The organism is Tessaracoccus lapidicaptus, from assembly GCF_001693815.1.
GTDB lineage: Bacteria > Actinomycetota > Actinomycetes > Propionibacteriales > Propionibacteriaceae > Arachnia > Arachnia lapidicapta.
The window spans coordinates 31,963-55,882 of the sequence record NZ_MBQD01000027.1 but is presented as its reverse complement, the minus strand read 5'-3'; the positions used below and the strand labels follow the sequence as shown (position 1 = coordinate 55,882).

Below are 23,920 nucleotides of genomic sequence, written 5' to 3'. Positions count from 1 at the left end.
ATGCCAGGCAGGCAGGAGGAGGATGGATGGACGCGTTGAGCACGACGGATACTCCCCACCTGCGTAAAGCTCGCGGCGCATACTTCACCCCCGACCTGATCACTCGCTTTGTCGCTCGATGGGCGCTTCGGTCAATGGGTGACCGAGTGCTTGAGCCCTCGGCCGGGGATGCGGCATTCATGGTCGCTGCCGTCGAACGGCTGGCAGAGTTGGGTGCAGCAGAGCCAGTGGTCGACGGCGTCGAACTCCATGAGGCCAGCACCAAGGTTGCACGGGCACGCGTTATGGAAGCAGGCGGGCGGCCGCGGGTCCGCCACAGCGACTTCTTCCTCGTTAATCCCGAGCCGACCTTCGATGCGGTAATTGGAAATCCACCGTACATCCGATACCAAGGGTTCAGCGGCGAGGCACGGGCGAGGTCAAGGGAGGCGGCTCTTCGGGCTGGGGTTGCGCTCACGGGGCTCGCCTCCAGCTGGGCCGCGTTCACCATCCACTCCGCCCTGTTCCTAAAGGAAGGCGGCCGGCTGGGGCTGGTCCTGCCCGCGGAGCTCCTAACAGTGAACTACGCTGCGCCGGTGAGGCGGTTCCTCTTCGACCATTTTCGCGACGTCCAACTGGTGCGCTTCGATGAGCAGGTGTTTCCGGAAGCGGAGGCCGACGTCGTACTTCTGTTGGCCGATGGGTACGGCCAAGGCCCAACCGATCACGCGATCTTCCGCCAGGCCAGGAACGCTGAACAGCTTGGCGTGATGACGACGGGTCAGCCCTGGAAGCCAGCCGACCCCTCAGGCAAGTGGACCGCCAGTCTTGTCGATGCCGGCGCGATGGACGTGTTCCGTGAACTGGCGAACTGCGGCAAGTTCACCACCCTGAGCGCGTGGGGGGAGACCAAGCTCGGAATCGTCACCGGAAGCAACAACTACTTCACGCTTTCGCCTGCACGGGTAGAGGAGTTAGGCCTCAATCGCAAGGAGCTCCTGCGCCTGTCCCCACCCGGCAGTTCCCACCTACGTGGTCTGACCCTCACGACCGCCGACCTCAAGAGGTTGGGCGGGGACGGCAAGCCGATATACCTGTTCCACCCGGGAGATCGGCCCTCCGAGGCTGCTGCCGCGTACATCGAGGACGGGTATCGCGCGGGGGTGGCGAACGCCTATAAGTGTCGCGTCCGGAAGGTTTGGTTCCGCGTTCCGATTGTTGCTCCGGCGGACCTGATGTTGACGTACATGAACGCGGACACCCCACGGCTCACCACGAACGAGGCAGGGGCCCACCACCTGAACTCTGTTCATGGCGTTTACCTGCATGACGCCGTGCGGCGACTCGGGCGGGACCTGCTGCCGATCGCGAGTCTTAACTCGGTGACGCTTCTCAGCGCCGAGATGGTCGGCCGCGCCTACGGCGGCGGCATCCTCAAGGTTGAACCCAGAGAAGCCGACGTGTGGGCCATGCCGTCTCCGGAGCTCGTCTCGGCAGCTGCCGAGGCTTTGAGGGGCATACGGCGGACGGTCGCGCGGCATCTCGCAACAGGTCAACTCACCCGTGCAGTGGAGTTGGTGGACCAAGTTCTGCTTTGCGATTCCTATGCCGGCGGGATCACCCCGCGCCGGTTGGATCTGGTTCGTGAAGCACATCGTGCGCTCTCGGATCGTCGGACATTGAGGGGGGCCAGTGGTCGCCAAGGAAACGGCTAAAGCCAAGGCGTGGGTGATGTTCGACAGGATTATCGCTGACGCGACTCCTGGGGGCCAGCACAGCAACCCCTGGAATACGGCTCCAACAGGGAAGGTGACTTATTCGCCCGACTACGCCACCCTCACGAGGCTTCTCGGTGTCCCACTCTTCATCCAAGCCACCACCCAATCTGGCGTCCCTGCGCTGGCGCTCGATGTATGGATCAGCTACGAACTTCGCCGTGCAGGATTCGATCACGATGCAGTTTGGCCGCGCGCGGTGCATCCGCGGATCCTGCCGCGGGCAGTCGCCAGCCTGCTGGAAAGTCTCCCCCGCAAGGAGCGGGCTCAGCTCGAAGCGCGGCTTGCTAGGACGACTGCGGTGAAGGGGGTGACTGGGTCGAGTGCGAACATCCTCGGCAAGAACTACTTGAAGCAGGTCGACGTCATCGTGACCGACTGGGCCACGGGCCCCGAAGTGCTGATCTCGACCAAGCGGATGGACTCATCCTACGGGAAGAACGCCGCCAATCGCGTCGAAGAGTCCTACGGTGACGCAAGGAACCTTCGGCTTAGGCATCCTTTGGCGGCCCTAGGGTTTGTGTTTGGCCTGCGATCCGACATCCTCACGAAGGAGCCCGAGACGGCCGAGTGGCTGATCGACCTACTCGGCAAACTCGGCCGCGAGGATGACGCTTATCACTCCACCGCTCTGCTCATGATCGAGTACGATGACGCGCTCGTGCCACCTGATGAGACTGGCGAGGAACCGACAAATCCGATCGTCACGCCGGAGGATATCGTGGACGACGAGGCTGAAGAGCCTTCACTGACTTTACCGACTTCGGAAGTGGACGCTGCCCTCGCAGCACTTCCGCCTGTGCGGCTCCGTCATGACGCCGTCCCGCAGGCCCTATCCGCAGCCAGCTTCCTGGAGACGATCGTGAAGCACGTCCTTCAGACCACGCCAGTGAACTACCATCGCGAGGCCCGGCGGAGAATCGGTGGCCTCCCGAACGCATAGTGACGCGGGCAAGTCGTCCGTGCTGCCGGTCACCCAGTTGGCGTGTTCGATCCGGGGGTGTCATATCATAGACCGTCTTCCTGATTGGCTTGTTGTACGGGCCTGGAATCCGGCCGTGTCACCTCGGTCGAACCGACGGCCAAGCAGATGGCGTCCATTCGCAATACTGCTCGCACAGAAGACCGAATATTCGGCGAGCCGTCACGGAAGGCGATGCGATCGGCTGCGCCGCCGGGGGGGCGACTAGCGGTGGCTCCGTGGCTGAGTATTTGCCCGTCTGAGCCGTTGGTTATCGCGTTTGAGCGCCACTGGGTATTGGGGTCGAGCGCCGGGTGGTAGTGCCGGTGAGCGCCACTGATGGTCCAGGCGACGCTCGGCCCATTTGTGGAACTCAGCTGTCCGGGGCTTCGCCCTCCGTGGGTGGGGAAAGGGTTGCTCTCGGGTGCGGGTGGGTGCATGGTGGGGTTGCCGGCTCGGGATCTCCCCGTCTGACCTCGGAGCGGGAGCGCCCGTAACTCAGCTTGGTGGATGAGGGTGTCATCACGGGTTTGGAACCGTGGATTGTTGCCACGCGCACGAACATCAGAATCGAACATTTCTTCCTCGCCCTCTCCCGAGGCGGCGCCGTGCCCTGTGTCCCCCCGGATCATGCGTGAGACACGGGCAGTAAGTCATGCCGGGCCCGGCGACCGTAACCCCTGTCAGCGCCGCCTGAATACTGACCCCCAGGTGCCGAGCGAAAGTTGACCCCCTCGGTCAGAGTGAGGGAGTGATCAGCGTGGAGGATTGGGCCGAGATCAGACGGCTTCATAAGTCGGAGAAGATGGCGATCAAGGCGATCGCGCGCCAGTTGGGGGTGGCGAGGAACACGGTCCGGGCGGCGTTGTCCTCCGATGGGCCCCCGAAGTATGAGCGTGTACCGGCGGGGTCTGTGGTCGATGAGTTCGAGCCGCAGATCCGGGCGTTGCTGTCGAAGACGCCGACGATGCCGGCCACGGTGATCGCGGAGCGGATCGGGTGGACCCGGTCGCCGTCGGTACTGCGGGCCAAAGTCGCCGAGCTGCGGCCGACAACTCGGCCTCATCGACTAGACGAAGGACACCGACCATGGTCGCCCAGCTCGAACCGTTCCCCGACCCCAGCGAACGCATGCTCGCCGCCTACGTCAACCTGGCCTACCTCGCCCGCGGTGGGACCGACGCTGAAGCGATCATGGCCAACGGCGAGATCCTGCCCCGACCCTGGGACCTCACCACCATCGCCGACCCCCACCTGCGATCAGACACCTGGCAGTGGCTCGACGCCTTCGTCATCTGGCTCAACACCCAACACGCCTGGTACTCCGCCGACCACACACCGCCCTGCTGGCCCGAACACCCAGGACTCGTCCGCGAACTCTCCACCCTCGCCGCGCTGCGCTACCAAGCCGGCGAAGCCCTCAGCCCCATCCCACTCGAGGAATGGCACCGCTACGCGCTCCCCAGCTACCTCGACCGCACCGCCGACGAGCGCCGAGCCTGCGACGAGAAGCACCAACCCTGGCCAGGCCGAGCCGCCCACACCCGCCACACAAGCGATGACGCCGCGGCCAGGCGCCTTCGGCTGTTCCGTGACGACGTCGACCCAACCCCCGACGCCGAGCAGACGGTCACCCTGCTGGCTCTCTAGACAAGGACCTGCCCCGATGACTCACCTTCTTCAGCCGTTCCCCGAACCCTCGGAGCGGATACTCGCCGCCCTGGTCGACCTCGCGATCCTCGCCCGCGGGGGAGAGGCCGCCGAGGCGATCATGGCCACCGGCGAGATCCTGCCCCGACCCTGGGACATCACCTCGATCGCCGACCCCGACCTCAGGTGGGACATCTGGCTATGGCTCGACGCCTTCGTCATCTGGCTCAACACCCAACACGCCTGGTACTCCGCAGACCACACCCCATCCTGTTGGCCTGAACATCCACCCCTGGTCCGGGAGCTCGGTACTCTCGCCTTCCTGCGGTTCCAGGCCGGGGAGGCCACCGGCCCGCTGCCGTCGGAGGAGTGGCACCGCTACGCCCTGCCCGGCTACCTCGACCGCAGCCGCGACCAACGCCGCGCGTGCGAGGAGAAGCACCAACCGTGGCCTGGTCGCGCCGCCCACACCCGCCACAACGGCGACGATGCGGTCGCGCGCCGGCTTCGCCTCTTCAGTCGTGATGTCGACCCAACCGCCGAGGTCGAGGACACGATGACACTCAGGGCTCTCTAGCCGCGTGCACTGGTAGAGGCGCCCGGGGCATGTCCATGTCATCTACGTCTCGAGGGTGGAGATCCTGTCGCCACCCACCCAGCCCACGGGGGATCGGTCATCCGCGCGACCTCGGTGGCGGATGCGGTCCCCCCGGTCCGGGGCTCGGAACCGGGCTGTCACGACCCGGTCCAACCCTGGGTCTGTGGTGCGGATGTCAGCCCTTGGTTGCACCGCTTGCCAGGCCGGCGACGATGTATCGCTGGAGGACGATGAAGAGGATGAGGACGGGTGCTGCGATGACGGCGGCTGTTGCCATGAGGTCGTTCCAGGCTGTTCCGTATTGGCCGATGATGCGGTTGAGGGCGACGGTGAGGGGTTGGATTGATTGTTCTGTGGTGAGGGTGAGGGCGAATGTGAACTCTCCCCAGGCCATGAGGAACGCGAAGGATCCGATCATGATGATCCCTGGGCGGATGGTGGGGATGACGATGCGGATGATGGTTCCGATGGCGCTGAGGCCGTCGATTCTGGCTGCTTCTTCGACTTCGTAGGGGAACATCTTGAAGTAGGGGCGGAGCAGGATCACGGCGAAGGGCAGTGTGACGGAGATGTCGGCCAGGATCATGGAGAGGTAGGAGTTGATCAGGCCGGCTTGTCGGAACATGACGAAGAGGGGGACGGATATCGCGATGGCTGGCAGCAGCTGCACGACGGTGAGCATGATCATCATCGAGGTGGTGACCCGGCCTCGGAGTCGGGCGACGGCGTAGCTGGCGGGGATCGCGATCAGCAGGGTCAGGACGAGGACGGATGTGGCGATGATGGTGCTGTTGAGGAACGCTTGCGGGATCCCGTAGGTGGGGGAGAAGACCGCGGCGTATGAGCCGAGGTAGAGGTCTTCTGGGACCATCTGGGGGGGTACGGCGAACATGTCTTTGCCGGTTTTGAGGGACGTGTTGATCATCCAGTAGACCGGGAACAGGTAGGCAGCTGCGATGAGCCACGCGATGGCGGACTTGAGTGCCGCTGAGCGTTTCGCGGTGGAGCGGCGCATTGGGGGGCGGGCGGCTCTCGGGGTGGTTGGAGGCGTGGTCATCTCTCCTCCTCGTTGAGGCTCTTGACGTAGAAGTAGGACAGTGCGAGCGGCAGGATCAGCGTCAGGGCTGATGCGGCTGCGCCGGTGCCGAACTGGAAGAAGCTGAAGGTTTCCAGGTAGGTGTAGATCGGCAGGGTGGTGGTGGAGTTGACGGGTCCTCCGCGGGTCATGGTGTAGATCAGGTCGAACACCTTGTAGGTGTTGATCACTCCGAGGAGCAGTACGGAGATGGACACCGGGGCCATGAGGGGGTAGGTGATGTTGGTGAACTGGCGCCAGCGTGACGCGCCGTCGACGGAGGCCGCTTCGTAGAGGGAGTCGTCGATGAGGTGGAGTCCGGAGAGCAGCAGCAGCATGTTGAAGGGGATGCCGACCCACAGGTTGGCGATGATGACAGCGATCATCGCGGTGGCGCCTTGGGAAAGCCAGCGGACGGGTTCGTCGATGAGGCCGAGAGTGGTCATGAAGTGGTTGAGGACGCCGTAGTCGGTGTCGAAGACCCATCGGAAGACGGTGGCGGTCACGACCGGGGGCAGGATCCAGCCCACCAGCAGCAGCGCGCGGATGGGTCCGTTGCCGGGGAAGGGCTTGCGGAAGAACAGCGCTAGAGCGAACCCGAACACGTACTGCAGCACGAGGCAGGCGACGGTGAAGATGAGGCTGAGGAGCCCGGAGTGCCAGAACTCGGGGTCGGCCAGGACTGTGCCGTAGTTCGCGGCGCCGATGAACTGGAGGGAGCCGGAGATGAGGTTGGCTCCCTGGGCGTCGGTGACGCTGAGGTAGAAGTTGTACAGCAGGGGGAACGCCAGGAACACGGCGATGTAGATGAGTGCGGGGGCGGCCAGGGCCAGGCCCAGGCGCCGCATGCTCGTTGCGTGAGCGGAGCGGCGGCGCCTGGCTGGCGTCGTGGCCTCGGGAGCGAGGCGGGTGGTCATGGGATCAGGGGAGCAGGGGGGTGATCGTCTGGGCGGCTTCGGAGGCGGCGTCTGCGGGGGAAGCTGCTCCGGTGAGGACCTTCTGGAGGGATTCCTGCACGGCGGCCGAGATCTCGTTGTACTTGGCTCCGTAGGCGCGGGCGTGAGCGGAGGCCATCTGGGCTTCGAAGACCTGCATGTCGGGATCCGACGACAGGGCCAGCTTGCCTTCGAGGTCGACGCGGCTGGAGAGCTGACCTGATTCGTCGCAGTAGATCTGTGCGCCTTCGGTGCTGGTGAGGTACTCGAGGAACTGGACCGCTGCTTCGGGCTGGGCGGCTTGGGCGAAGGTCACCACGTTCTCGCCGCCGAGTCCGGTGGCGGGTTCTTCTCCTGCGGCCAGGGGTGCGACACCGTAGTTGATGCCTGCTTCCTTGAGGTTCTGCAGTTCCCACGGTCCGTTGATCATCATGGCTGCCTTGCCGTTGACGAACTGGGTGCGGGCATCCTCCTGGGAGTAGTTCGCCACGGAGCTGGACATCGATCCGTCATCGACCAGGTCCTTGAGGAACTGCAGGGCGGTGGCGCCGTCGGTGTCGAAGCTGTCCAGATCGCCGCCGGTCTGCCACAGGAAGGGCAGGAACTGGAAGGTGCCCTGCTCGTTCTTGACGCCACTCATAGCGATTCCGGCGGTGTCGGCCGAGCTGAGGGCCTTGGCGGTGGAACGCAGTTCGTCCCACGTCGTCGGGGCTTCGAGGCCCGCCCCGTCGAACATGTCCTTGTTGTAGTAGAGGGCCAGGTTGTTGCTGTTCAGCGGCAGTCCGTAGGTTTTGCCGCCGACCTGCGTGCTCGACCAGGGGCCTTCGTAGAAGTCGCTGGCGAGGCCGCCGACCTGCTCGGTGACGTCCTGCAACAGCCCCAGCGAGGCGAAGTTCTGGGTGTCGACCACGTCGACGATGGCCACGTCGGGGACTGAGCCACCGACGCCACCCTGAACGATGGCCTTGGCGAGGTCGCCGTAGGCGAACGAGGTGCGCTTGACCGTGATGCCCGGGTTGGCCTCCTCGAAGGCCGCCACGGCACTCTCCATGGCGGTGTGGCTGGCGCCTTGGCCGAGGTAGTCCCACACTTCCAGGACCACTTCTTCGCTGCTGCCGGCGGCGGTGGCAGATGCGGGTGCGGTGCCTGTGGTGTCTTGGTTGGCGCCGCAGGCGGTGAGGGTCAGGGATGCCAGCGTCAGCGCTGCGATCCCGAATGTGCGCCACTTGGTGGTGCTGTTGCCCATGGAGGTGTCCTTTCGTGGGGCTGGGTTGATCCGGCTCATCCGAGACGGAAGATCAAGGTGTTGTCGTGGGGGGACAGGACGGTGCCCGAGGTGAGCTCGGACGCGGTGGGGGCGTCGCTGGTGGTCCCGGCGACGAGGTGGCTGGGGGAGTGGCCGACCAGGACTGCGTGCCAGGGACGCTGTGTTCCGGTCGCGGTCACGGTGACCTCGTCGCCGTCGCGGGTGACGCAGAACTCGGCGAATCCGCCGGATCGGTGGCGGACCCGCACTGTGCGGGTGCCTTCCTGCGGCCGAACGAGGTACAGGTTGAGCCCGTCGCACCAGTCGTAGTCGGGTCGGTCCGTCGTGGCGCCGATCGGCAGCACTGTGCCGTCGGGGACCAGCACCGGGAGGGTGGTCAGGTCGTGAACCTGACGTACCCAGCCGCGGGTCGGGAGGTGGTCGCCGGTGAGGATGTCGGTCCAGCCGTCGGTGGGGAGGTACACGTCGACGTCCCCGGACTCGGTGAAGACGGGGGCGACCAACAGATCTGGTCCCAGGAAGTACTGGGTGTCCACATGAACCGCGCCGAGGTCGGCCGGGTGCTCCAGGATCGTGTGGCGCATCAGCGGGACGCCGGCGTCGGTGACGTCCTGGGCATGGGTCATCAGGTACGGCATGAGACGGTTCTTCAGCGCGATGAACCGGCGGGCCACCTCGACGGCCGTCTCGCCGTAGTTCCAGGGCACACGGTAGGAGTGGGACCCGTGGAGACGGCTGTGTGAGGACAGCATCCCGAACGGGAACCACCGGATGAATACCTCGTCGTTGGGGGTGCCTTCGAAGCCGCCCATGTCGTGGCTCCAGTACCCGAATCCAGACATCCCGAGGGACAGGCCGCCGCGCAGCGTTTCGGCCATCGACACGAAGGTGGGCTCGGAGTCGCCGCCCCAGTGGACGGGGAAGGCCTGTCCGCCTGCCGTGGCTGCGCGGGCGAACACGATGGCTTCGTCCTGGCCGCGTTCCTCCGCGATGGCCTCGTACGCGGCCTGGTTGTAGAGGTAGGAGTAGTAGTTGTGCATCCGCTGAGGGTCAGACCCGTCATGCCACACCACATCGGTGGGGACGCGTTCTCCGAAGTCGGTCTTGAACGCGTCGACGCCCTGGCGCATCAGCTTCTTCAGTTCGTCCTTCCACCACTGCCGAGCTGCAGGATTGGTGAAGTCGACCCACGCCATGCCCGATTGCCAGTGATCCCACTGCCTGACCGTTCCGTCGGCCCGCTTCAGCAGGTAGCCGTGCTTCATCCCCTCAGCGAAGAGGTGGGACCGCTGTCCGATGTAGGGGTTGATCCACACGCACACCTTGAGACCACGGTCGTGGTAGCGGGCGAGCATCCCTTCGGGGTCACTGAACTTCTGCGGATCCCAGGTGAAGTCGCACCAGTGGGACGGGCGCATCCAGTAGCAGTCGAAATGGATGACGCTCAGCGGGAGCTCGAGCTCCTCCATCTTGTCGACGAAGCCGTTGACGGTCGCTTCGCTGTAGTCGGTGGTAAACGACGTCGACAGCCACAACCCGTAGGACCAGGCCGGGACCTGAGGAGCACGACCCGTCAGCGCGGTGTACTTGCGCAGGATGTCCTTGGGGGAAGGCCCGTAGATGACGAAGTACTCCAGCTGCTGGCCCGGAACGGAGAACTGCACACGCGTGTTGATCTCCGACGCCACCTCGAGCGAGACATGCTCAGGATGGTTGATGAAGACCCCGTATCCGGCTGTGGTGAAGTAGAAGGGAACGTTCTTGTAGGCGTGCTCAGTCGCCGTGCCGCCGTCGTCGTTCCAGATCTCGACACTTTGACCGTTGCGCACCACAGGACCGAAACGCTCACCGAGCCCATAGACACTCTCACCCACGGCAAGCGTCAGCTGCTCGTGCACATAGACCTGACCATCGGGGGCAGTGACCAGGCCGGTGCTGCGGGGAATGGCCGAGGTGAGGGTGCGGCCGCCGCCACGGAACGTCAACGTGTACTGATCGGCACCGGCAACGCTGACCTCCAAATCACCCGCCCGCACCGACCCGGTGCTGCCCTCTGCCTGTGCAGTGTGGGCGACCTCGGGATCAACGGTCAGCGGGAAGTGTGGCGTGCTGTCACCGGCCCCTTGGAAGTGCTCGATTCGCACCCGCACAATGTCAGCGGCAACCGCCTCAACGGTGGTGGTCACCATCGGCGAGTCGAGCTCGTCACCGTGCCGGCGCACCACACGGGTAGGCGAGTAGGCCACGAACCCCGCGCCGGACGGCACCACCTCCTGCACCTGGCGGGGGTGTTCCACGGTGAAGCCCTGCTTCTTCACCCAGTAGCCCTCGGTGAACTTCATGAATCTCCTTATTCGAACCGGTTCGAAGACGTGTCTGAGAACACGGCTTCACTTGTGTATTTGCTTCGTCAGGCCGTCGGCCTGGGGGGTGCCACCGTGGCCAGATCCCGATACTCGGGACTGATCAGGATGGAACGCGCTTCCAACGCGGGATCCTCGAGACGTTCGATCAGCAACGAGACGGCTTGCCGGGTGATCTCCGTAGACGAGTTCACGATCCCCGAGGTCGGAGGCGCGAACTGGAAGCCGAGTTTGTCAATCGACATGCCCACGACCGAGTAGTCCCGGGGGACTTCGTAGCCCGCGGTCTTGAGGGCAGAGAACACGGGCGCCACCGCGGCCTCATGCTGAATCACCAGGCCAGTGATGCCAGCCTCAGTCTCCAACAGCGCTCGGATCGTGGCGATGGTCTCGAAGAAGTCGTTGTGCGCCGGGACCTCGGTGACCCGGACCTGCATCCGTTGCGCGGCTGCAGCGACCCCGTCACGGAACCGGGCTGCGTAGGTCATCCCAAGGTCATACGCGACAGACGGGGCCCCGACCAAACCCACGTGACGATGACCCGCTCCCGCTAGCGCCTCGAGCAGGCTCGTACCGGCCTCCCGCCAGTCCAAGTCAACCCGGTCAAGATCCGTGACACCCTCGGGCATGCCCACCAGGACACAGGCAGCCCCGTTCTCCTGGAGCGCCAAAGCCCGCGGGTCCGAGTCCTCCACGTCGAGGATCACGAACCCGTCCACCTGCCTCGCCCGATCGAGGCGGTCGACACTGGTAAACGCCTCCTCGCCGGTGACCAGGAGGATGTCGTAGCCGAACGAGCGAGCAGACTGGACCACGCCGCTGACGAACTGCAGCGCCACCTCCGGCGTTGCGTTCTCCGCCATCGGGGCCAGAAGAGCAAGGGTGTTGGTCCGCGCGGTGGCCAGCGCGCGACCACTGGCCGACGGATAGAACTCCAACTCCCGGACAGCAGCCTGAACACGAGCTTTCATCTCCGACGAGATCGACCTCTTGCCGCTCAAAGCGTAGGACACCGTCGAGCGGCTCACACCCAAGTGTCGGGCCACATCGCCAATATTTGGCATCCTGCACCTCCTCGTGCGCGCTACTGTCGAACCGGATCGACACCTCATAATATGATTTGATCTGCGCCGTGTCAAATATTGAGAATCCTGGGGCGAGGACCTGTCTTAGTCGCTCTATGACGGAGGTGTGGACCTGCGGCGCGGCAGCCTGTGAGCGGCGTTCCCCGAAGGCGTCGCGTTGGTGCTTGTCGGGGTCTATCAAGTCACCGAAGTGGACACGCATGGCGGTCAGGGTCGACCGGTAGGCGAGTGCCGCCAGGTGGCGCTCCATGATGGCGTCCGGCGCTGCACTGTCGCCTTGATCGAGGGCGTCCATCACGACCTTCATGAGCGAGCCTTCCGCGAGTGGACCTCGCCAGTGGCCGTAGGGCTTCCGCTCCTCGCACAGCACCTCCACCTCATCGAGGAGCGCGTCGTTGACGAGTTCCTCCTTGCGGCAGAACCTGACGAGGGAGCCCAAGTCCCAGCGTTCCCAGCCAGTTGGAGGAGTCGACTGCATGAACAAGCTGTAGAGCAGCGCAGCGAGTCCGCGTTCGCAGGTCGCCTGGGCGGTCAGCACGGCTGCAACCCAGTTGCCCTGGACGAACGCGGTCAAGGTCGCGTCCCAGAGACGTCCACCTTCGACCTGAGAGATGAGCCAGACCGGCTTTCCTCCCTGAGCTCGACGAAGCCCGTCATAGTCGGCGTTCAAGAGGTCGAGGCGCTGCTGCTCGGTCATCACGGACACGTCCATCGCGCAAACGTACTGTCGACATGAGTATCTCAGTCTGTTCCGAGCGCCCCGTCAGTATCGCGGCTCAGCGCAACTAGGGCCGTCCGTGCGTCTCCATTGGGAAGCGTAGAGTCGTGTGACATGACGCCCAAGGCACGTCGGCAGTTCGTCACCCGTGACGACGTGCCGCTGCCGCCGTATGAGTGGAGCCATGTGCGCCGCGGCGCGCGTTCCGCGTGGGGGGTGAGCCTTGCGATCTCGGAGCGGCATGATCTTCAGTTGATGGCTCAGCGGGGCACCGCGGGCCGCTGGTCATGGACTGTCACCGTCTACCGCGCTGGCGGCAACGTCCATGTGACTCGTGTGGCAGGTGGCGTTGAGCCGACGCTGTCGGCCGCGAGACCTGCTGCCGAGGCCGCTGCCGGGCTGTGGGTGAGCGATCAGCTCGACCTCCCCGAGGACACGCTGTGCAAAGGGCTTTCGTCACCATCACCTGGTGACCGATAACCCTCGTTATGTCATTTCGTCGTCATCGTCCCGAGGTCGTTCGGCTGCAGCTGCGCGTTCCCGCCAGCGTTCTGCTCCCTCCGAGTCTCCGCGCGCCGCCGCCAGGTCGGCAAGTTGCACCATTGCTTGACTCAGGGTCTGGTCTGCGGCCATCAGCCACAGCTCAGCTCTGTCGATCTCGTCGGCGGCAACCAGCGCCATGCCTACCGTAGCCATCGCCTTCTTGGCGTCCTCGCCGTCCATCAAGGTGAGCTTCGCCCACCACTTTTGGGCTTCTTCTCGGTTCCCCGCATCCCATTCGACGATCCCGCGCAGCGCGGTGGCTCCGGGGTCGTGAAGGTGCGTGGCCTTCGTCAGCCACGGGTCAGCTTGGGTTGTGTCGCCGCGAGCACTGTAGAGGGCGTACAGCGCAATCATGGCGTCTGCACTCCCGCGGATGCTGGCCTTCTTGAACCAAACCTCGGCCTGATCGGTGTTCCCTTCGCTCCAGTAGTGACGTGCGAGGCCCAGGTAGCTGTCCAAGTCGAACAGCTCGGCACCTTGCCGCCACCAATGCTCAGCCTCGGCGGGATCCTCGGCATGGAGCGCAAGGAGGTGAAAGGCATAGCGGTCATGTTGTGCTGCTGCCCGAAGCCACCAACTCCTAGCTTCGTCACTCTCTCCCCGCGTCGACAGGATCGCGCCAAGCCAGGCCATCGCCCCGGCATGTCCCAGGTTTGACGCTCGGGTGAACCAGGTCTCACGCTGATCGGGTGGCTGCAGTGTGCCGAGGAGGAACAGCGCTTCGGGTTCCTCGAGCTCCGCACTGCGCGACAACCACACTTTGGCGGCGTCATTCTCGTTGCGCACGTAGTGCATCACTCCCCGTGCGAGCAGGTCCCGCGGGTCACTCGGATTATTCGCACGCTCCAGCAGGTCAGCTGCCCGCTCGTGGTCGCCCTCCGCGTCAAGGGTCTCGGCGAGATGCCGCATCGCTTCAGGGTGTCGCATGAATGCTGCCTGATCGAGGAGGTTGCTGCGCATTGTGGCGGACGGGTACTTCAGGCTCCAGGCGTAGCAGTAGTCACCGTAGGGTGTCGCTATCGCTCGGGAGAGCCAGCGCTGACCAAGCTCGGACTCGTGACGCTCAAAGTACATCCGAGCGACTTGGTATTTGGCTCGCGTGTCCTCAGTCCAGGCCGCTCGTAGAAGCCACCGCTCCTCGGCGTCCCGGTCACCCCGGTTCCTGTGATACGCCGCGATATGGCCGAGGGGACTGGCCAGGTTGGGATCGATCTCGGCGGCCCGGAGCAGGTAGTTCTCAGCGTTGACCAGATCTCCCCGCTCGGCATGCAGCTCTGCGAGATCGAAGAGGCTCATGGAAGCTGACAGTTGATCATCGCCGTCGGCGGCCTTCAGGTACCACGCTTCGGCCAAACCAACATTCCCAGCGCGCCGAAACAGACCTGCGAGGACGAGCATCGCATCTGGGTTCCCGGACTCCGCTGCCCGCTCCGCCCACCGCATCTCTTCGGCCAAACCCATGACAGATGCATGTCGAATGACCATGTGGCACGTCTCGGGATCAAAAAGTTCCACGTGGGGAGTGAGGTGTGTCACATCCCAGCGGCCGGGGACCAGGCGCCGAACCAGTGGGTCGAAGAGCCCGTACTGCGGGGCTCCTGGGGAGGTTGGAACAAGGAGCGCATGGGCCGAGCCGGCTCCACCGATGGCTGTTGTCGCCCACTCGAACGCAGGGGGGAACATGAACGGATCCCAGTGACGGGTGGGGAACAGGTGCTGGAAGGCCCAGTGGGTCAGCTGCTCCAACTCGGAGAGCGTCGCTCCAGCCCGATACAGGTAGTGGGCGTCGATCCCCGCCAGCAGGATAGCGGCCAACTCCGGCCTGGCGCGGTTCGCTTTCCCCTGCAGCGCCCGCTCCTCGAGAGCGTCGACCGCTGCGAGAAGCTCGGGCAAGCGCGCCCGCCGCACCCCGATCACCTCACGGAGCCCGTCTCGTTGGGACAACTCTTCAGGGACTCCGTCGAGCTCCTCGTGGCTCAGGGAGGGGAGCAGATCCATCCGGGCGTCGGTCAACATGGCGATCAGCTTTGGAGTGGCGCCGATGGACAACTCCTCACTCCTGCTTGCGCGCGTGCGGTCACGGGCGTAGGAACGCATTTCGTCCAGAGTCTCCTGGTGCAGGGTGGCCACCACGAGCAGTCCCGCAGCCACCGCCCGCCCGAGTGTCTTGTCGTTGACGCCAGACGCGGTGTGGAAGTTGTGACGTTGTAGGTCGTCGAGCAGCACCACGACCTCATCTGCCTCGAATGGCCCACGACGCCCACCATCACTGGCGACGGCGGCGACGGCTGCATCGAGCGCGCCGTCGACGGCGTTGAGCTGCCAGAGCCGACGGTGGGGCAGTGTCGCACGAAGAGCCTCCAGCACACAGCGTGTCTTCCCCGACTTCGGCGGCCCGACGACGACGACCAGCCCGCCGCTCCTGGAGCCTGCCGCATCCTGGATCCGGGTGCGCAGGGCATTGTCGAGCGTGCGGGGAACGTACGGCGGCGTCGCGTCATCGGTCACCCAGGACCCCTGCCAGAAGCCGGCCCGCATCCCTTCAGCTGTTGTGGCCTCCTCGACCCTTCGGTCCGCACTGCCGATGAGGACATCTGCCAGGCGCTCGGTCTTGCGCGCATTGGCCTCCACTGTCCGCGGCACTGGCGCGTCCTCCAAGGCCGCACGAGCAGCGACCCACGCACGATGCAACTCGCCGGGGGCAGTCCACCTGCCCACGCCCTCGGGGGCCCCGGCCGTTCGAGCCGTCTGCTCCATGAGTTGGACCACAGCCGCTTGGAGTCGGGGGTCCTGGGGTGGGAACTGACCTCGGGAGCGCCATGCCGAGACGTTCTTCCGATCCACCGGCTGCGGGGCGCCGCCACCCGCACGCCACGCCAGCGCCTCGATCCGTGAGGCGATCTCCTCGTCGGAGACACCCAGGTGAGCCTTGAGTCCCCGCCACCACGCGGTGATCGACTGACTGAGCTCCTTCGACATCGCATCCCCCCTCGCCAGTCCCATGGTGGCAGAGGCGATCCAATCGCGGCGGCCGACAACCCGCTGATGAGTTCGACGGGACATCACGCCGCCACCAACCAATCGATTCCATCGGGCGATCCGGGCATCCAAGCGGTTTGGGAGGTGAGGTGCCAGCCTCGGCACCACTCACACTGATAGGCACGGATCTCGCGCCGGCCGGTCGTGGCGCCATCGAGCTGAGCGCGGCGTCGTGCGTTGACGGCGTGATGCAGAGACGCGATCGCTTCGTCATGGTCTCGGAATCGGAGCTTCGAGGAGGCGTCGCAGCGCCGGAGATGCTTCGGCTTCCTGCTGGGGCGAGCGGTGGTGACGGACACTTCTAGGACCTTCCTGTGAGCCGCCGGTTGCGGCTGGTAAGTCCACACTCGCGCGTCACAGGCACCAGATCGACGGCTGTAGCGCTGTGACACGGGCCGGTCTACGGGTCCTCGATTTAGCCTCGTCTTGTCTTGGATCGCGGCGTGGGCCTCCATCGCCAGCGCCGAGATTGCCACACGTTGGCTGGTGCTGGAGCGCGCAGAACGACCCGCCCACCTGACGCTGAGTTGGGTGCGCGCTCGTGAGGAAGTCCGGACTGTCCCTCGTTGGGACGCAGGCGGCCGCGTGGCGTGCCCGGCAGAAGCAGGCGGATACGCCTCGGCTCGTTGAGGCGTATCCGGTCGACGCGGCCCGGCAGCGGGCGAGTTTGATCACCGGTCAGGTCACGGGGATGATCGAGCACCTGGGTCAGCAGCTCAGTGTCCTGGTCGACGAGCTCCGCACCGTCGGGGACCCGGAGGCTGTCGAGGCGCAACTTGAAGCGGTTTCCAGCGAGGCCGCCGAGCAGGTCGCGAGCGCCCACGCCCGCGCCACCCGGGCCGAGCAGGCCCAGCGCCGCGCCGAAGCGGAGAAGGCCGAAGCGGACGCGGCCGCTTCCGAGGCCACAGTGTCTCTCGAGCAGCTCACTGCCACCCTCGACCAGGTACGCCTCGACCTGGCCGAGACGACCCAGGCCCGTGACCAGCTGTCGGATGAACTCGCCGCTTTGCGTGCCGCGATGGCCCCCGACCAGGAAGCGGCTCGGGAGGTTCAGGCGAGCTGCGCGGCGACCATGAGGTTGCCCAGAGCGAGCTGCTGGACGCCGTTGAGCAGCGCGACGCTGCCCTCGGTCGCGTCGATGAGGTGCAGCGCGCTCGTGACTCTGCCGAGTCACGCGCCGAGACTGCGATCGCTGAGGCGGAGAACCTCCGGGCGACGGTGGGTGAGCTGCACGGTGTGGTTGCGGGGTTGACTGCGGAACGTGCGATGGGTGGCGGAGCCAGATGGCTCCGCCACCCATCCACGTGCGTCTGCACACAACCCAATCGGAGAAGGCGAGTCGGGGGACGAGGGAGGTCGGGGGGTCGCAGACCCTCGTCCGCACCGCGAGGGGTATTCGTAGGGGCTGGCTAGAGAAGTTGTGCGACCCTGGGTCAGGAACTGTCTTCCCCTGTGGCTAGGTTGATATCGCCTACTCAAGGGGGATGAATGGCCGGCTACACCGTCATTGACTTCGAAACCACGGGGCTCAGCCCGCGCTACGGCGACAGGATCGTCGAGATCGGCGTCGTGAAGGTCAGCCATGAGGGGGAGGTGTACGACGCGTGGAGCACGCTTGTCAATCCCCAGCGGGATGTCGGCGCCTCGAGGATCCACGGAATCACCGCGAAGGACGTGCTGACCGCGCCGACGTTTGATGATGTCGCTCCGGCACTGCTCGACGCTGTTGCCGGCAGGATCGTGGCGGCGCACAACGCGAGCTTCGACATGCGGTTCCTGGCGGCGGAGTTGGAGCGCGTGGGCTACGTGGTGGGGGAGCGGACGCCGCCGTCGGTGTGCACCATGCGCTGGTCCGGAGCGTTCCTCCCGGGATCGAGCCGCCGCCTGCGCGATTGCTGCGCCAGCGCGGGTATCGAGATCGTCGGGGAGCACAGCGCCCTGGCGGACGCCTTCGCCACGGCCCAGCTCCTCGCGAGCTACCTGGACCGATGCGGCGGGCGGCCGATGTGGGGGGACGAGATCAGCGCTGCCCGGGCGTTCCGCTGGCCCGCACCCCGTCCGGCGGCGCACACGCTGACCTACAAGGTGCGGGCGGATCGCCAGCCGGAACGGGCCGACGGGTGGCTCGACCGGATCGTCGCGCGGATGCCACGTTCGGCTGACTCGCGGGTCGACTCATACCTCGCGGTGCTCGAGATGGCCATGCTCGACGGGTACCTATCGCTCCACGAGCAGGATCAGCTTGTGGAGGCGGCGCAGTCCTCGGTGCTGAGCAGGCCGCAGGTGTTGGCGCTCCACGCGGAATACCTGCACGCGATGGCCGCCGTCGCGCTTGAGGATGGAATCCTCACCGCAGACGAACGATCAGAACTGGATCGGGCGGCAGCCTGCCTGGGATTGGCGCAGCACGACGTTGACGACGCCCTGGCAGGTGCGGCCGGCGACGATGGCGCCGATGGGCTTGTCATCTCGGGTATCTCGCTGACGGTTGGGGATCGCGTGACGTTCACCGGTGAGATGCGCATGGAACGCTCAGTGTGGGAGGCGCGTGCGCGCGCGGTCGGGCTGCAGCCTGCCGGCCTGGCGAGGTCGACGAAACTCCTGGTGGCCGCGGATCCGGACTCGCTCAGCGGCAAGGCGTCGAAGGCGCGTTCGTACGGTGTGCCGATTGTTGACGAGGCGGCGTTCGCGAAGCTCATGGATCGCCTTGAGGCTAGCGCTGACTGAACACCCATGGGGTCGGTGCACAAGCAACTCGAGGTCGAGTACTTCCCCGGGGTGCCGATCTGGCGATCGGCGGACCTGGTGGGCTGGACCCAGATCGGCAACGTGCCGGATCGGGTGGAGCAGCGCTGGCAGCTGGGCCCTCGCGCAGGATCTCCGCGTCCACGATCCGGCGCCACGCCGGCAAGTTCTGGGCCGTCACACCAACCTCTCGGACGCGCCAAGCCAGCCCTTCGTCGGGGGCGATGGCGGAGGGTCCTGGTCCGCGCCGCTGCGAATCCCAGGGGGTCAGCTGCCGGTAGACTGGCTTGGCGCGTCCGAGAGGTCCGAGGCGCTGCTGGAACTGCCCACTGTCACCGCGGTCGACCAGGCTGCCACCGTGGCGGCGCTGCGCGGGCTGGGCGTCGAGGCCCGCGCCGGGTTCGCCGACGAGAACCGCAGCGTCCTCACCCACCTGCGCGACGACGGCGACCTCACCCACCTGTACGCGTATCACTTCCTGTACGAGACCGGGGAGCCGACGACGGTGACGCTGAGGCTCCCGGGACTTGGGGTCGTTCACCGCATCGATCCCTGGAGCGGAGCCATCCGTTCGCACGCCTCCCGAGGGTACGGTGACCACACCCTGGTCACGGTCACTCTGGCGCCCGGTGAGGTCGCGCTCTTCACCCTGGATCGCAGTGACGCCCCGACGGACGTGCCCGGAAAGCGGACTGAGGTCATGGCCGATCTGGAGGCCTGGATCGAGAGCTGGGATGCCGGCGACGACGTCACCCTTCCGGAGGACCGGGGCCTGGGGTACGAGACTCGGGAGGTCCTCCCGACGACGGCCGTGACCCGGATCGAGGTGGGTCCCAGTCCGCCGCTCCCGTGGCGGGATATCGACGAGGTGGGGCCCGAGGTGTCGGGCATCGGCGAGTACACGACGACGCTGTCCCTCGACCATGCGCCGCGCCCCGAGGAGCGCCTTACCTCGGCTCCACTGCGGGCGGGCTGGGAGCGGTGAGCGTCAACGGCGCGCGGTGGCACGGCTTCGACACCTCCTGCCCGCGCGTCGACATCTCCGACGAGGTCCGCAGCGGCGAAAACGACCTCCGGGTCCGAGTGGCGAGCTCCCTCAACAACCGGCTCCTCGCGCGCGGCTACTACGACGACACCACGGACTTCCTGGCCATGATGCTGGCGGGCGAGTCCCTGCCCCAGCAAACCCAGGTGCGCGACCATGGCCTCCTGGGACCGGTGCGTCTCCTCAGGATCGGCCAGGATGCGGCCGTGGTCGACGACCAGAGCTCAGAGGGGGAGCTTCAGGAAGCGTGAGTCTCCGCTCGGGCAAGCCGCCGCGGAGGCCTTCGCCCGCCTCGTCGATGCGACCTACGAACGTCGCCGCCCAGCCGTGACGAGCACCATCCACCCCGCCGGGTTCGACACCATCATGCCCACGACCGTGGCCACCGCCGGACGAGGAGTGATCCGACGACCCTCAGGGAGATCGGCCTTCCGCGGCCAAGGTAATGAGCTGTCCGACTACAGGGGAGTGTGACGCTCGGTGAAGGCTGTTACGACCGGAGCGGCGCACCACCCGAGACAAGTGGGTTCCGCTACCCGTCGGCTCGTCGGGGGTTCTTTAGCAGTATAAGGACGGACTGCCGGTCCTCCGTCGCACTGGAAGGAGCCCTGTGATGTCTCAGAGCGCCCGTAGCGAGGCCCGCCTCAAGGTACAAAGCCAGCTCGTGAGACGGCATGAGGAACTGATGGCACGGGAGGCGAGGATCAAGACTGAGGTGCTGGATGCGGCCGCAGCCATCCTGAACCGGGACCGAGCCGTCCGGGAGGCTGAGACTCGCCTCGGCCAAGCCCTCGTCCATCTCACCTCGACCGAGGGAATGCCCGTCGACGAGGCGGCGGAGTTGTGTGGCCTCGACGCCCGCCAGGCCAGGCGCCTGATCCGCGGCATTGGCCATACTGGCACGGTGCGGCAAGCCGATGACTTGCCCGATCCACACCGCAATGGCCAGGTGGAACGCTGATGGCCAGGGCCCCGCGCTCGTCGCAGCCACCCCGGTATGCCACGCTTCCGGAGGCGATTGAGTACTGCAGGTCCTCTCGCAGCTCGCTTGAGCGCCGGCTTGCCGAGGGCAGACTCACCCGCTACAAGAACGGCTACCGCGTGCTGGTGGACCTCAATGAGATCGACGCTCTGCTTCGAGGCGAACGCCCCTTCATGGCGCCTTAGCCGCTCCCGCCGCCATCGCGGGGGCCTGTCTTGTCGGCGTCGCCCGCACTCGCGCAGCGCTGAGCTGTCACTCCGGCGACGGCGATGCGGCTCGTGCGTCCTGCCATCGCAGCGACATGTTCCGGGCTCGTTCAGCGTCACGTTCCCTGGTCGCCGTCTGGTACTTGAGGGCCATGGAGGGCGTCGTGTGGCCCAGCATCGACTGGATCTCCCGCACCGACGCCCCGGCGGCCGCTGCCAGGGTGGCTGCTGTGGCGCGCAGATCGTGATCCTTCAACTCCGCGCGGCCGATGCTGGCTGCGGCCTTCTTCTGCACGCGTCGCAGCACATCGTCGTTGAGTGGCCTGCCGACGTGGTCAGCGAACAGCAACGCAGTGGGCTTGAGCTCGCCCAGTGAACGTCGCCACCGGCGCAGTTCGGGCGTCGTGTCGGGCAGGAGCGACAGCGTCCGAAGTGATGCCCGGGTCTTGGGCGCCTGCACCACCAGCGAGCGTTGCCCCGACTCGCCGATCTTGGCCACAGTCCCGGCGACGGTGACTGTGCCGGCCTCCAAGTCGAGGTCCTTCGCCCGCAACGCCAGCACCTCCCCGATCCTCAGGCCACACGTGACCTGGATGGTCAGCGCCGCGCGCGCCCACGGCAGGTCGATCGCCGCGAGGAAGCGGTCGACCTCCTCCATCGACAACGACTCCGGCTCACGAGACCGCTCGGGTGACCCAGCCCCCCTCAAGGTGCACGGCGTGGTCTCGATCAGCTCGGCCACAACGGCGTCGTCGAAGACCGACACGAGCAGCTCGTACGCCTTCGCTCCCTGGGTTCGGGTGCGGCTGGGCGGCCCGTCCCATCTCCACTCATGGACGTCAGCGCGCCGCACCTCGGTCACCCGCATGCCGCCCAGAGGAGTCCCGGTCACATTCAGCCGTGCGAGCTTGCGATAGTTGTCTGCCGTGGTCTGCTTGATCGGGCGTCGGGACCGGGACTGACGCTCACTGATGCACCTCTCGATCCACTCACTGACCGTTGGAGTGTTCTGGAGCACCTCGATGGCTCGGGCCTCGGCCGCCGCCCGCTCAGCCTCGGCCTGCTCGGCCTCCCTCAGAGCCTCAGCGCGTGCCGCGGGGCTGGTCCAGGCGCCGTACTCCACAAGTCGTCGCTCACCCGTGATCCAGGCCTGGGCGTCTGCCTTGTGGGTGAAGGTGCTGGGGCCGTTGTGCCGCTTCCCATCGGGCCCCAAATAGCTCCCCTGGTACCGGCCGCTCGGGAGCTTGCGAACGTACCCGAACCTCATCTGCCCCACCCCCAGCCGTCAAATTCGTGCGACGAACGTGCGATGAACGTGCGATCAAGATGCTACAGATTGACCCAGTCTGACGGAGCCTGAAGGAGCCCTTCAAAAGCAAAACCCCTAGTCAATCCGGCGTTTCGCCGTTCTGACTAGGGGTCGAGAAAAGTGTCCGAGAGAGGACTTGAACCTCCACGCCCTTAACGGGCACTAGCACCTCAAGCTAGCGCGTCTACCTATTCCGCCACCCGGACGAGTGACACCCCCGATGGGGGAGCGACAAGGAACTCTAGCAGGTCGCGGGTGGGGGTTCGCAAATCGCCGTAGGCTGTGACCCGTCGAGGAGGTCTTATGGTCGTCAACGCCACGTTCGAGATCGAGATCACGCCCGAGGACGGGCTCCTGCCGGGCACGCGCCGCTTCGAGTTCGTCAAGGTCTGGTCGGGCGACGCCGCGGGGGCGAGCCGCGGTTTCATGTTGTCCGCGGGCGAGCCGACGGAGGGCGAGGCCGGCTACGTCGCCCTCGAGATGTTCGAGGGGCAGATCGGCGGCCGCCAGGGATCGGTCGCGTTCCAGCAGTTCGGCAGCATGCGCGAGGGCGTCCAGGAACTCCGCTACGAGCTGGTGCCGGGCAGCGGCACCGGTGACCTCGCCGGCGCCACCGGCACCCTCAGCCTCACCATTGATGACGCGGGCATCCACCACGTCGTCTTCGACGTCGTATGACGGGTCACCGATAGGCGTTGGCGCCGCCAGAGATGTCGTCGAGCGCTGAGACGATGGGCGGCACGAGGGTCTTGTCCTCCGCGTCGAGCAGCTCGGCCAGCTGGTCGGTGGTGCGCGGCCCCACGAGGGCAGATGCCACCTGCGGCGCGTCCCTCACCCACATCAACGCGACCTGGCCCGGGGTCAGCCCCAGGCCCTGCGCCGCGTGCGCGACCGCGTCGACGATGGCGGCGGACCTGGGCTGGAGATACGGCTCCAGGAACCAGCCGAAGTGATCCGAGGCGGCGCGGGAGTCGCGCGGGAGCCGGCCGCCGCGGTACTTGCCCGTGAGCGCGCCGCGACCGAGCGCGGACCACGCCAGCAGCCCGAGGCGGTGGTGCCTCGCCGCGGGCACCACCTCCACCTCCGCGCGACGCGCCAGCAGCGAGTACTCGACCTGGACGCTGCTGATCGGCGTCCTCGCCCGGTCCGCGTCCTGCCACGTCGCGGCGGTGGCCGTCTGCCAGCCCACGAAATTGGACACGCCCACGTACCGCGCCATTCCCCGGGCGACGGCTGAGTCGAGGGCCGACAGCGTCTCCTCGAGGGGGGCGTCGCCCCATGCGTGCACCTGCCAGAGATCCACGTGATCCGTCCCCAGCCGCCGGAGTGACTGCTCGAGGTCGGACAGCAGCGCCCCCCGCGAGGTGTCGATGACGCGCCGCCCGTCGCGGATCACGAAACCAGCCTTGGTGGCGATGACGAGCGCCTCGCGGGGGAGCCCGCCCGCGAGAGCCTTGCCGACCATCTTCTCCGCGACGCCCGCGCCGTACGCGGGCGCGGTGTCCACGAGGGTGCCGCCGGCGTCGACGAAGTCGCGCAGCAGGTCCCTGGCCTGCGGCCATTCGACGTCGCGGCCCCAGGCCATGGTGCCGAGGCCCAGCCGCGACACCTGCAGCCCCGACGAGCCCAGCGGACGGTGCTGCAT

Annotated in this window: 19 protein-coding genes, 1 tRNA gene and 1 pseudogene; 12 read left to right on the top strand and 9 right to left on the bottom strand. The window is 66.2% G+C overall.

The window, feature by feature from the left end; genetic code table 11:
* Positions 1–26: 26 nt before the first annotated feature.
* From BCR15_RS13775 to BCR15_RS15400, 5 genes and pseudogenes are all read left to right on the top strand, one after another.
* On the top strand, positions 27–1,694 hold the full coding sequence (locus BCR15_RS13775) for an HsdM family class I SAM-dependent methyltransferase (protein WP_068752795.1): 1,668 nt from the start codon (positions 27–29) through the stop codon (positions 1,692–1,694).
* Positions 1,672–2,697 (top strand): hypothetical protein, encoded by a 1,026-nt coding sequence (locus BCR15_RS13770; protein WP_068752794.1) that lies wholly within the window; start codon positions 1,672–1,674, stop codon positions 2,695–2,697. Before BCR15_RS13775 ends, BCR15_RS13770 begins: the two co-directional genes overlap by 23 nt.
* Positions 2,698–3,466: 769 nt before the next feature.
* Positions 3,467–3,778: pseudogene (locus BCR15_RS15410) on the top strand (helix-turn-helix domain-containing protein); the annotation flags it as partial.
* A gap of 26 nt (positions 3,779–3,804) precedes the next feature.
* Positions 3,805–4,365, top strand: a complete 561-nt coding sequence (locus BCR15_RS15405; RefSeq protein ID WP_068752792.1) for a hypothetical protein — start codon at positions 3,805–3,807, stop codon at positions 4,363–4,365.
* Between the two features lie 16 nt (positions 4,366–4,381).
* Positions 4,382–4,942 carry a hypothetical protein gene (locus tag BCR15_RS15400; protein ID WP_068752791.1) on the top strand — a complete coding sequence of 187 codons (561 nt, stop codon included), beginning with the start codon at positions 4,382–4,384 and terminating at the stop codon, positions 4,940–4,942.
* Between the two features lie 196 nt (positions 4,943–5,138).
* Here the strand turns inward: BCR15_RS15400 and BCR15_RS13750 are convergent, their stop codons facing one another.
* From BCR15_RS13750 to BCR15_RS13730, 5 genes are all read right to left on the bottom strand, one after another.
* On the bottom strand, positions 5,139–6,020 hold the full coding sequence (locus BCR15_RS13750) for a carbohydrate ABC transporter permease (RefSeq protein ID WP_218058966.1): 882 nt from the start codon (positions 6,018–6,020) through the stop codon (positions 5,139–5,141).
* On the bottom strand, positions 6,017–6,955 hold the full coding sequence (locus BCR15_RS13745; protein WP_068752789.1) for a carbohydrate ABC transporter permease: 939 nt from the start codon (positions 6,953–6,955) through the stop codon (positions 6,017–6,019). Before BCR15_RS13745 ends, BCR15_RS13750 begins: the two co-directional genes overlap by 4 nt.
* Before the next feature lie 4 nt (positions 6,956–6,959).
* Complete coding sequence (locus BCR15_RS13740; RefSeq protein WP_068752788.1) at positions 6,960–8,219, bottom strand: sugar ABC transporter substrate-binding protein; 1,260 nt, start codon at positions 8,217–8,219, stop codon at positions 6,960–6,962.
* 35 nt (positions 8,220–8,254) lie between these two features.
* The gene (yicI, locus tag BCR15_RS13735) at positions 8,255–10,582 is read right to left on the bottom strand and encodes an alpha-xylosidase (RefSeq protein ID WP_068752787.1); all 2,328 of its coding nucleotides are present in this window, start codon (positions 10,580–10,582) and stop codon (positions 8,255–8,257) included.
* A gap of 68 nt (positions 10,583–10,650) precedes the next feature.
* Positions 10,651–11,667, bottom strand: coding sequence for a LacI family DNA-binding transcriptional regulator (locus BCR15_RS13730; protein WP_256094673.1), 1,017 nt, complete (start codon positions 11,665–11,667; stop codon positions 10,651–10,653).
* A gap of 853 nt (positions 11,668–12,520) precedes the next feature.
* Here BCR15_RS13730 and BCR15_RS14780 point away from each other — a divergent pair.
* The gene (locus BCR15_RS14780) at positions 12,521–12,886 is read left to right on the top strand and encodes a hypothetical protein (RefSeq protein WP_141680155.1); all 366 of its coding nucleotides are present in this window, start codon (positions 12,521–12,523) and stop codon (positions 12,884–12,886) included.
* Positions 12,887–12,892: 6 nt separating this feature from the next.
* On the opposite strand, the gene BCR15_RS13725 is transcribed toward BCR15_RS14780, so the two are convergent.
* Complete coding sequence (locus BCR15_RS13725) at positions 12,893–15,928, bottom strand: SEL1-like repeat protein (RefSeq protein WP_141680154.1); 3,036 nt, start codon at positions 15,926–15,928, stop codon at positions 12,893–12,895.
* 751 nt (positions 15,929–16,679) lie between these two features.
* Between BCR15_RS13725 and BCR15_RS13720 the strand changes: the two genes are divergently transcribed.
* From BCR15_RS13720 to BCR15_RS13700, 5 genes are all read left to right on the top strand, one after another.
* Positions 16,680–17,240 (top strand): hypothetical protein, encoded by a 561-nt coding sequence (locus tag BCR15_RS13720; protein ID WP_141680153.1) that lies wholly within the window; start codon positions 16,680–16,682, stop codon positions 17,238–17,240.
* A 236-nt stretch (positions 17,241–17,476) separates the two neighbouring features.
* Positions 17,477–18,715, top strand: coding sequence for an exonuclease domain-containing protein (locus BCR15_RS13715; protein ID WP_068752783.1), 1,239 nt, complete (start codon positions 17,477–17,479; stop codon positions 18,713–18,715).
* Positions 18,716–19,091: 376 nt separating this feature from the next.
* A complete protein-coding gene (locus tag BCR15_RS15010; RefSeq protein WP_068752782.1) occupies positions 19,092–19,718 on the top strand; it encodes a hypothetical protein in 627 nt (208 codons plus the stop codon).
* A complete protein-coding gene (locus tag BCR15_RS13705; protein ID WP_068752781.1) occupies positions 19,715–20,029 on the top strand; it encodes a hypothetical protein in 315 nt (104 codons plus the stop codon). The genes BCR15_RS15010 and BCR15_RS13705 overlap by 4 nt, the downstream gene beginning before the upstream one ends.
* A gap of 362 nt (positions 20,030–20,391) precedes the next feature.
* Positions 20,392–20,739, top strand: a complete 348-nt coding sequence (locus tag BCR15_RS13700) for a hypothetical protein (RefSeq protein WP_068752780.1) — start codon at positions 20,392–20,394, stop codon at positions 20,737–20,739.
* A 273-nt stretch (positions 20,740–21,012) separates the two neighbouring features.
* Here BCR15_RS13700 and BCR15_RS13690 read toward each other — a convergent pair whose 3' ends face one another.
* Positions 21,013–22,233: a site-specific integrase gene (locus BCR15_RS13690; protein WP_141680151.1), complete on the bottom strand. Its 1,221-nt coding sequence runs from the start codon at positions 22,231–22,233 to the stop codon at positions 21,013–21,015.
* Positions 22,234–22,396: 163 nt separating this feature from the next.
* Positions 22,397–22,481 (bottom strand) — tRNA-Leu (locus BCR15_RS13685).
* A gap of 97 nt (positions 22,482–22,578) precedes the next feature.
* Between BCR15_RS13685 and BCR15_RS13680 the strand changes: the two genes are divergently transcribed.
* Positions 22,579–22,953 carry a DUF3224 domain-containing protein gene (locus BCR15_RS13680; RefSeq protein WP_068752777.1) on the top strand — a complete coding sequence of 125 codons (375 nt, stop codon included), beginning with the start codon at positions 22,579–22,581 and terminating at the stop codon, positions 22,951–22,953.
* A 4-nt stretch (positions 22,954–22,957) separates the two neighbouring features.
* Here the strand turns inward: BCR15_RS13680 and BCR15_RS13675 are convergent, their stop codons facing one another.
* On the bottom strand, positions 22,958–23,920 hold the full coding sequence (locus BCR15_RS13675) for an aldo/keto reductase (RefSeq protein ID WP_068752776.1): 963 nt from the start codon (positions 23,918–23,920) through the stop codon (positions 22,958–22,960).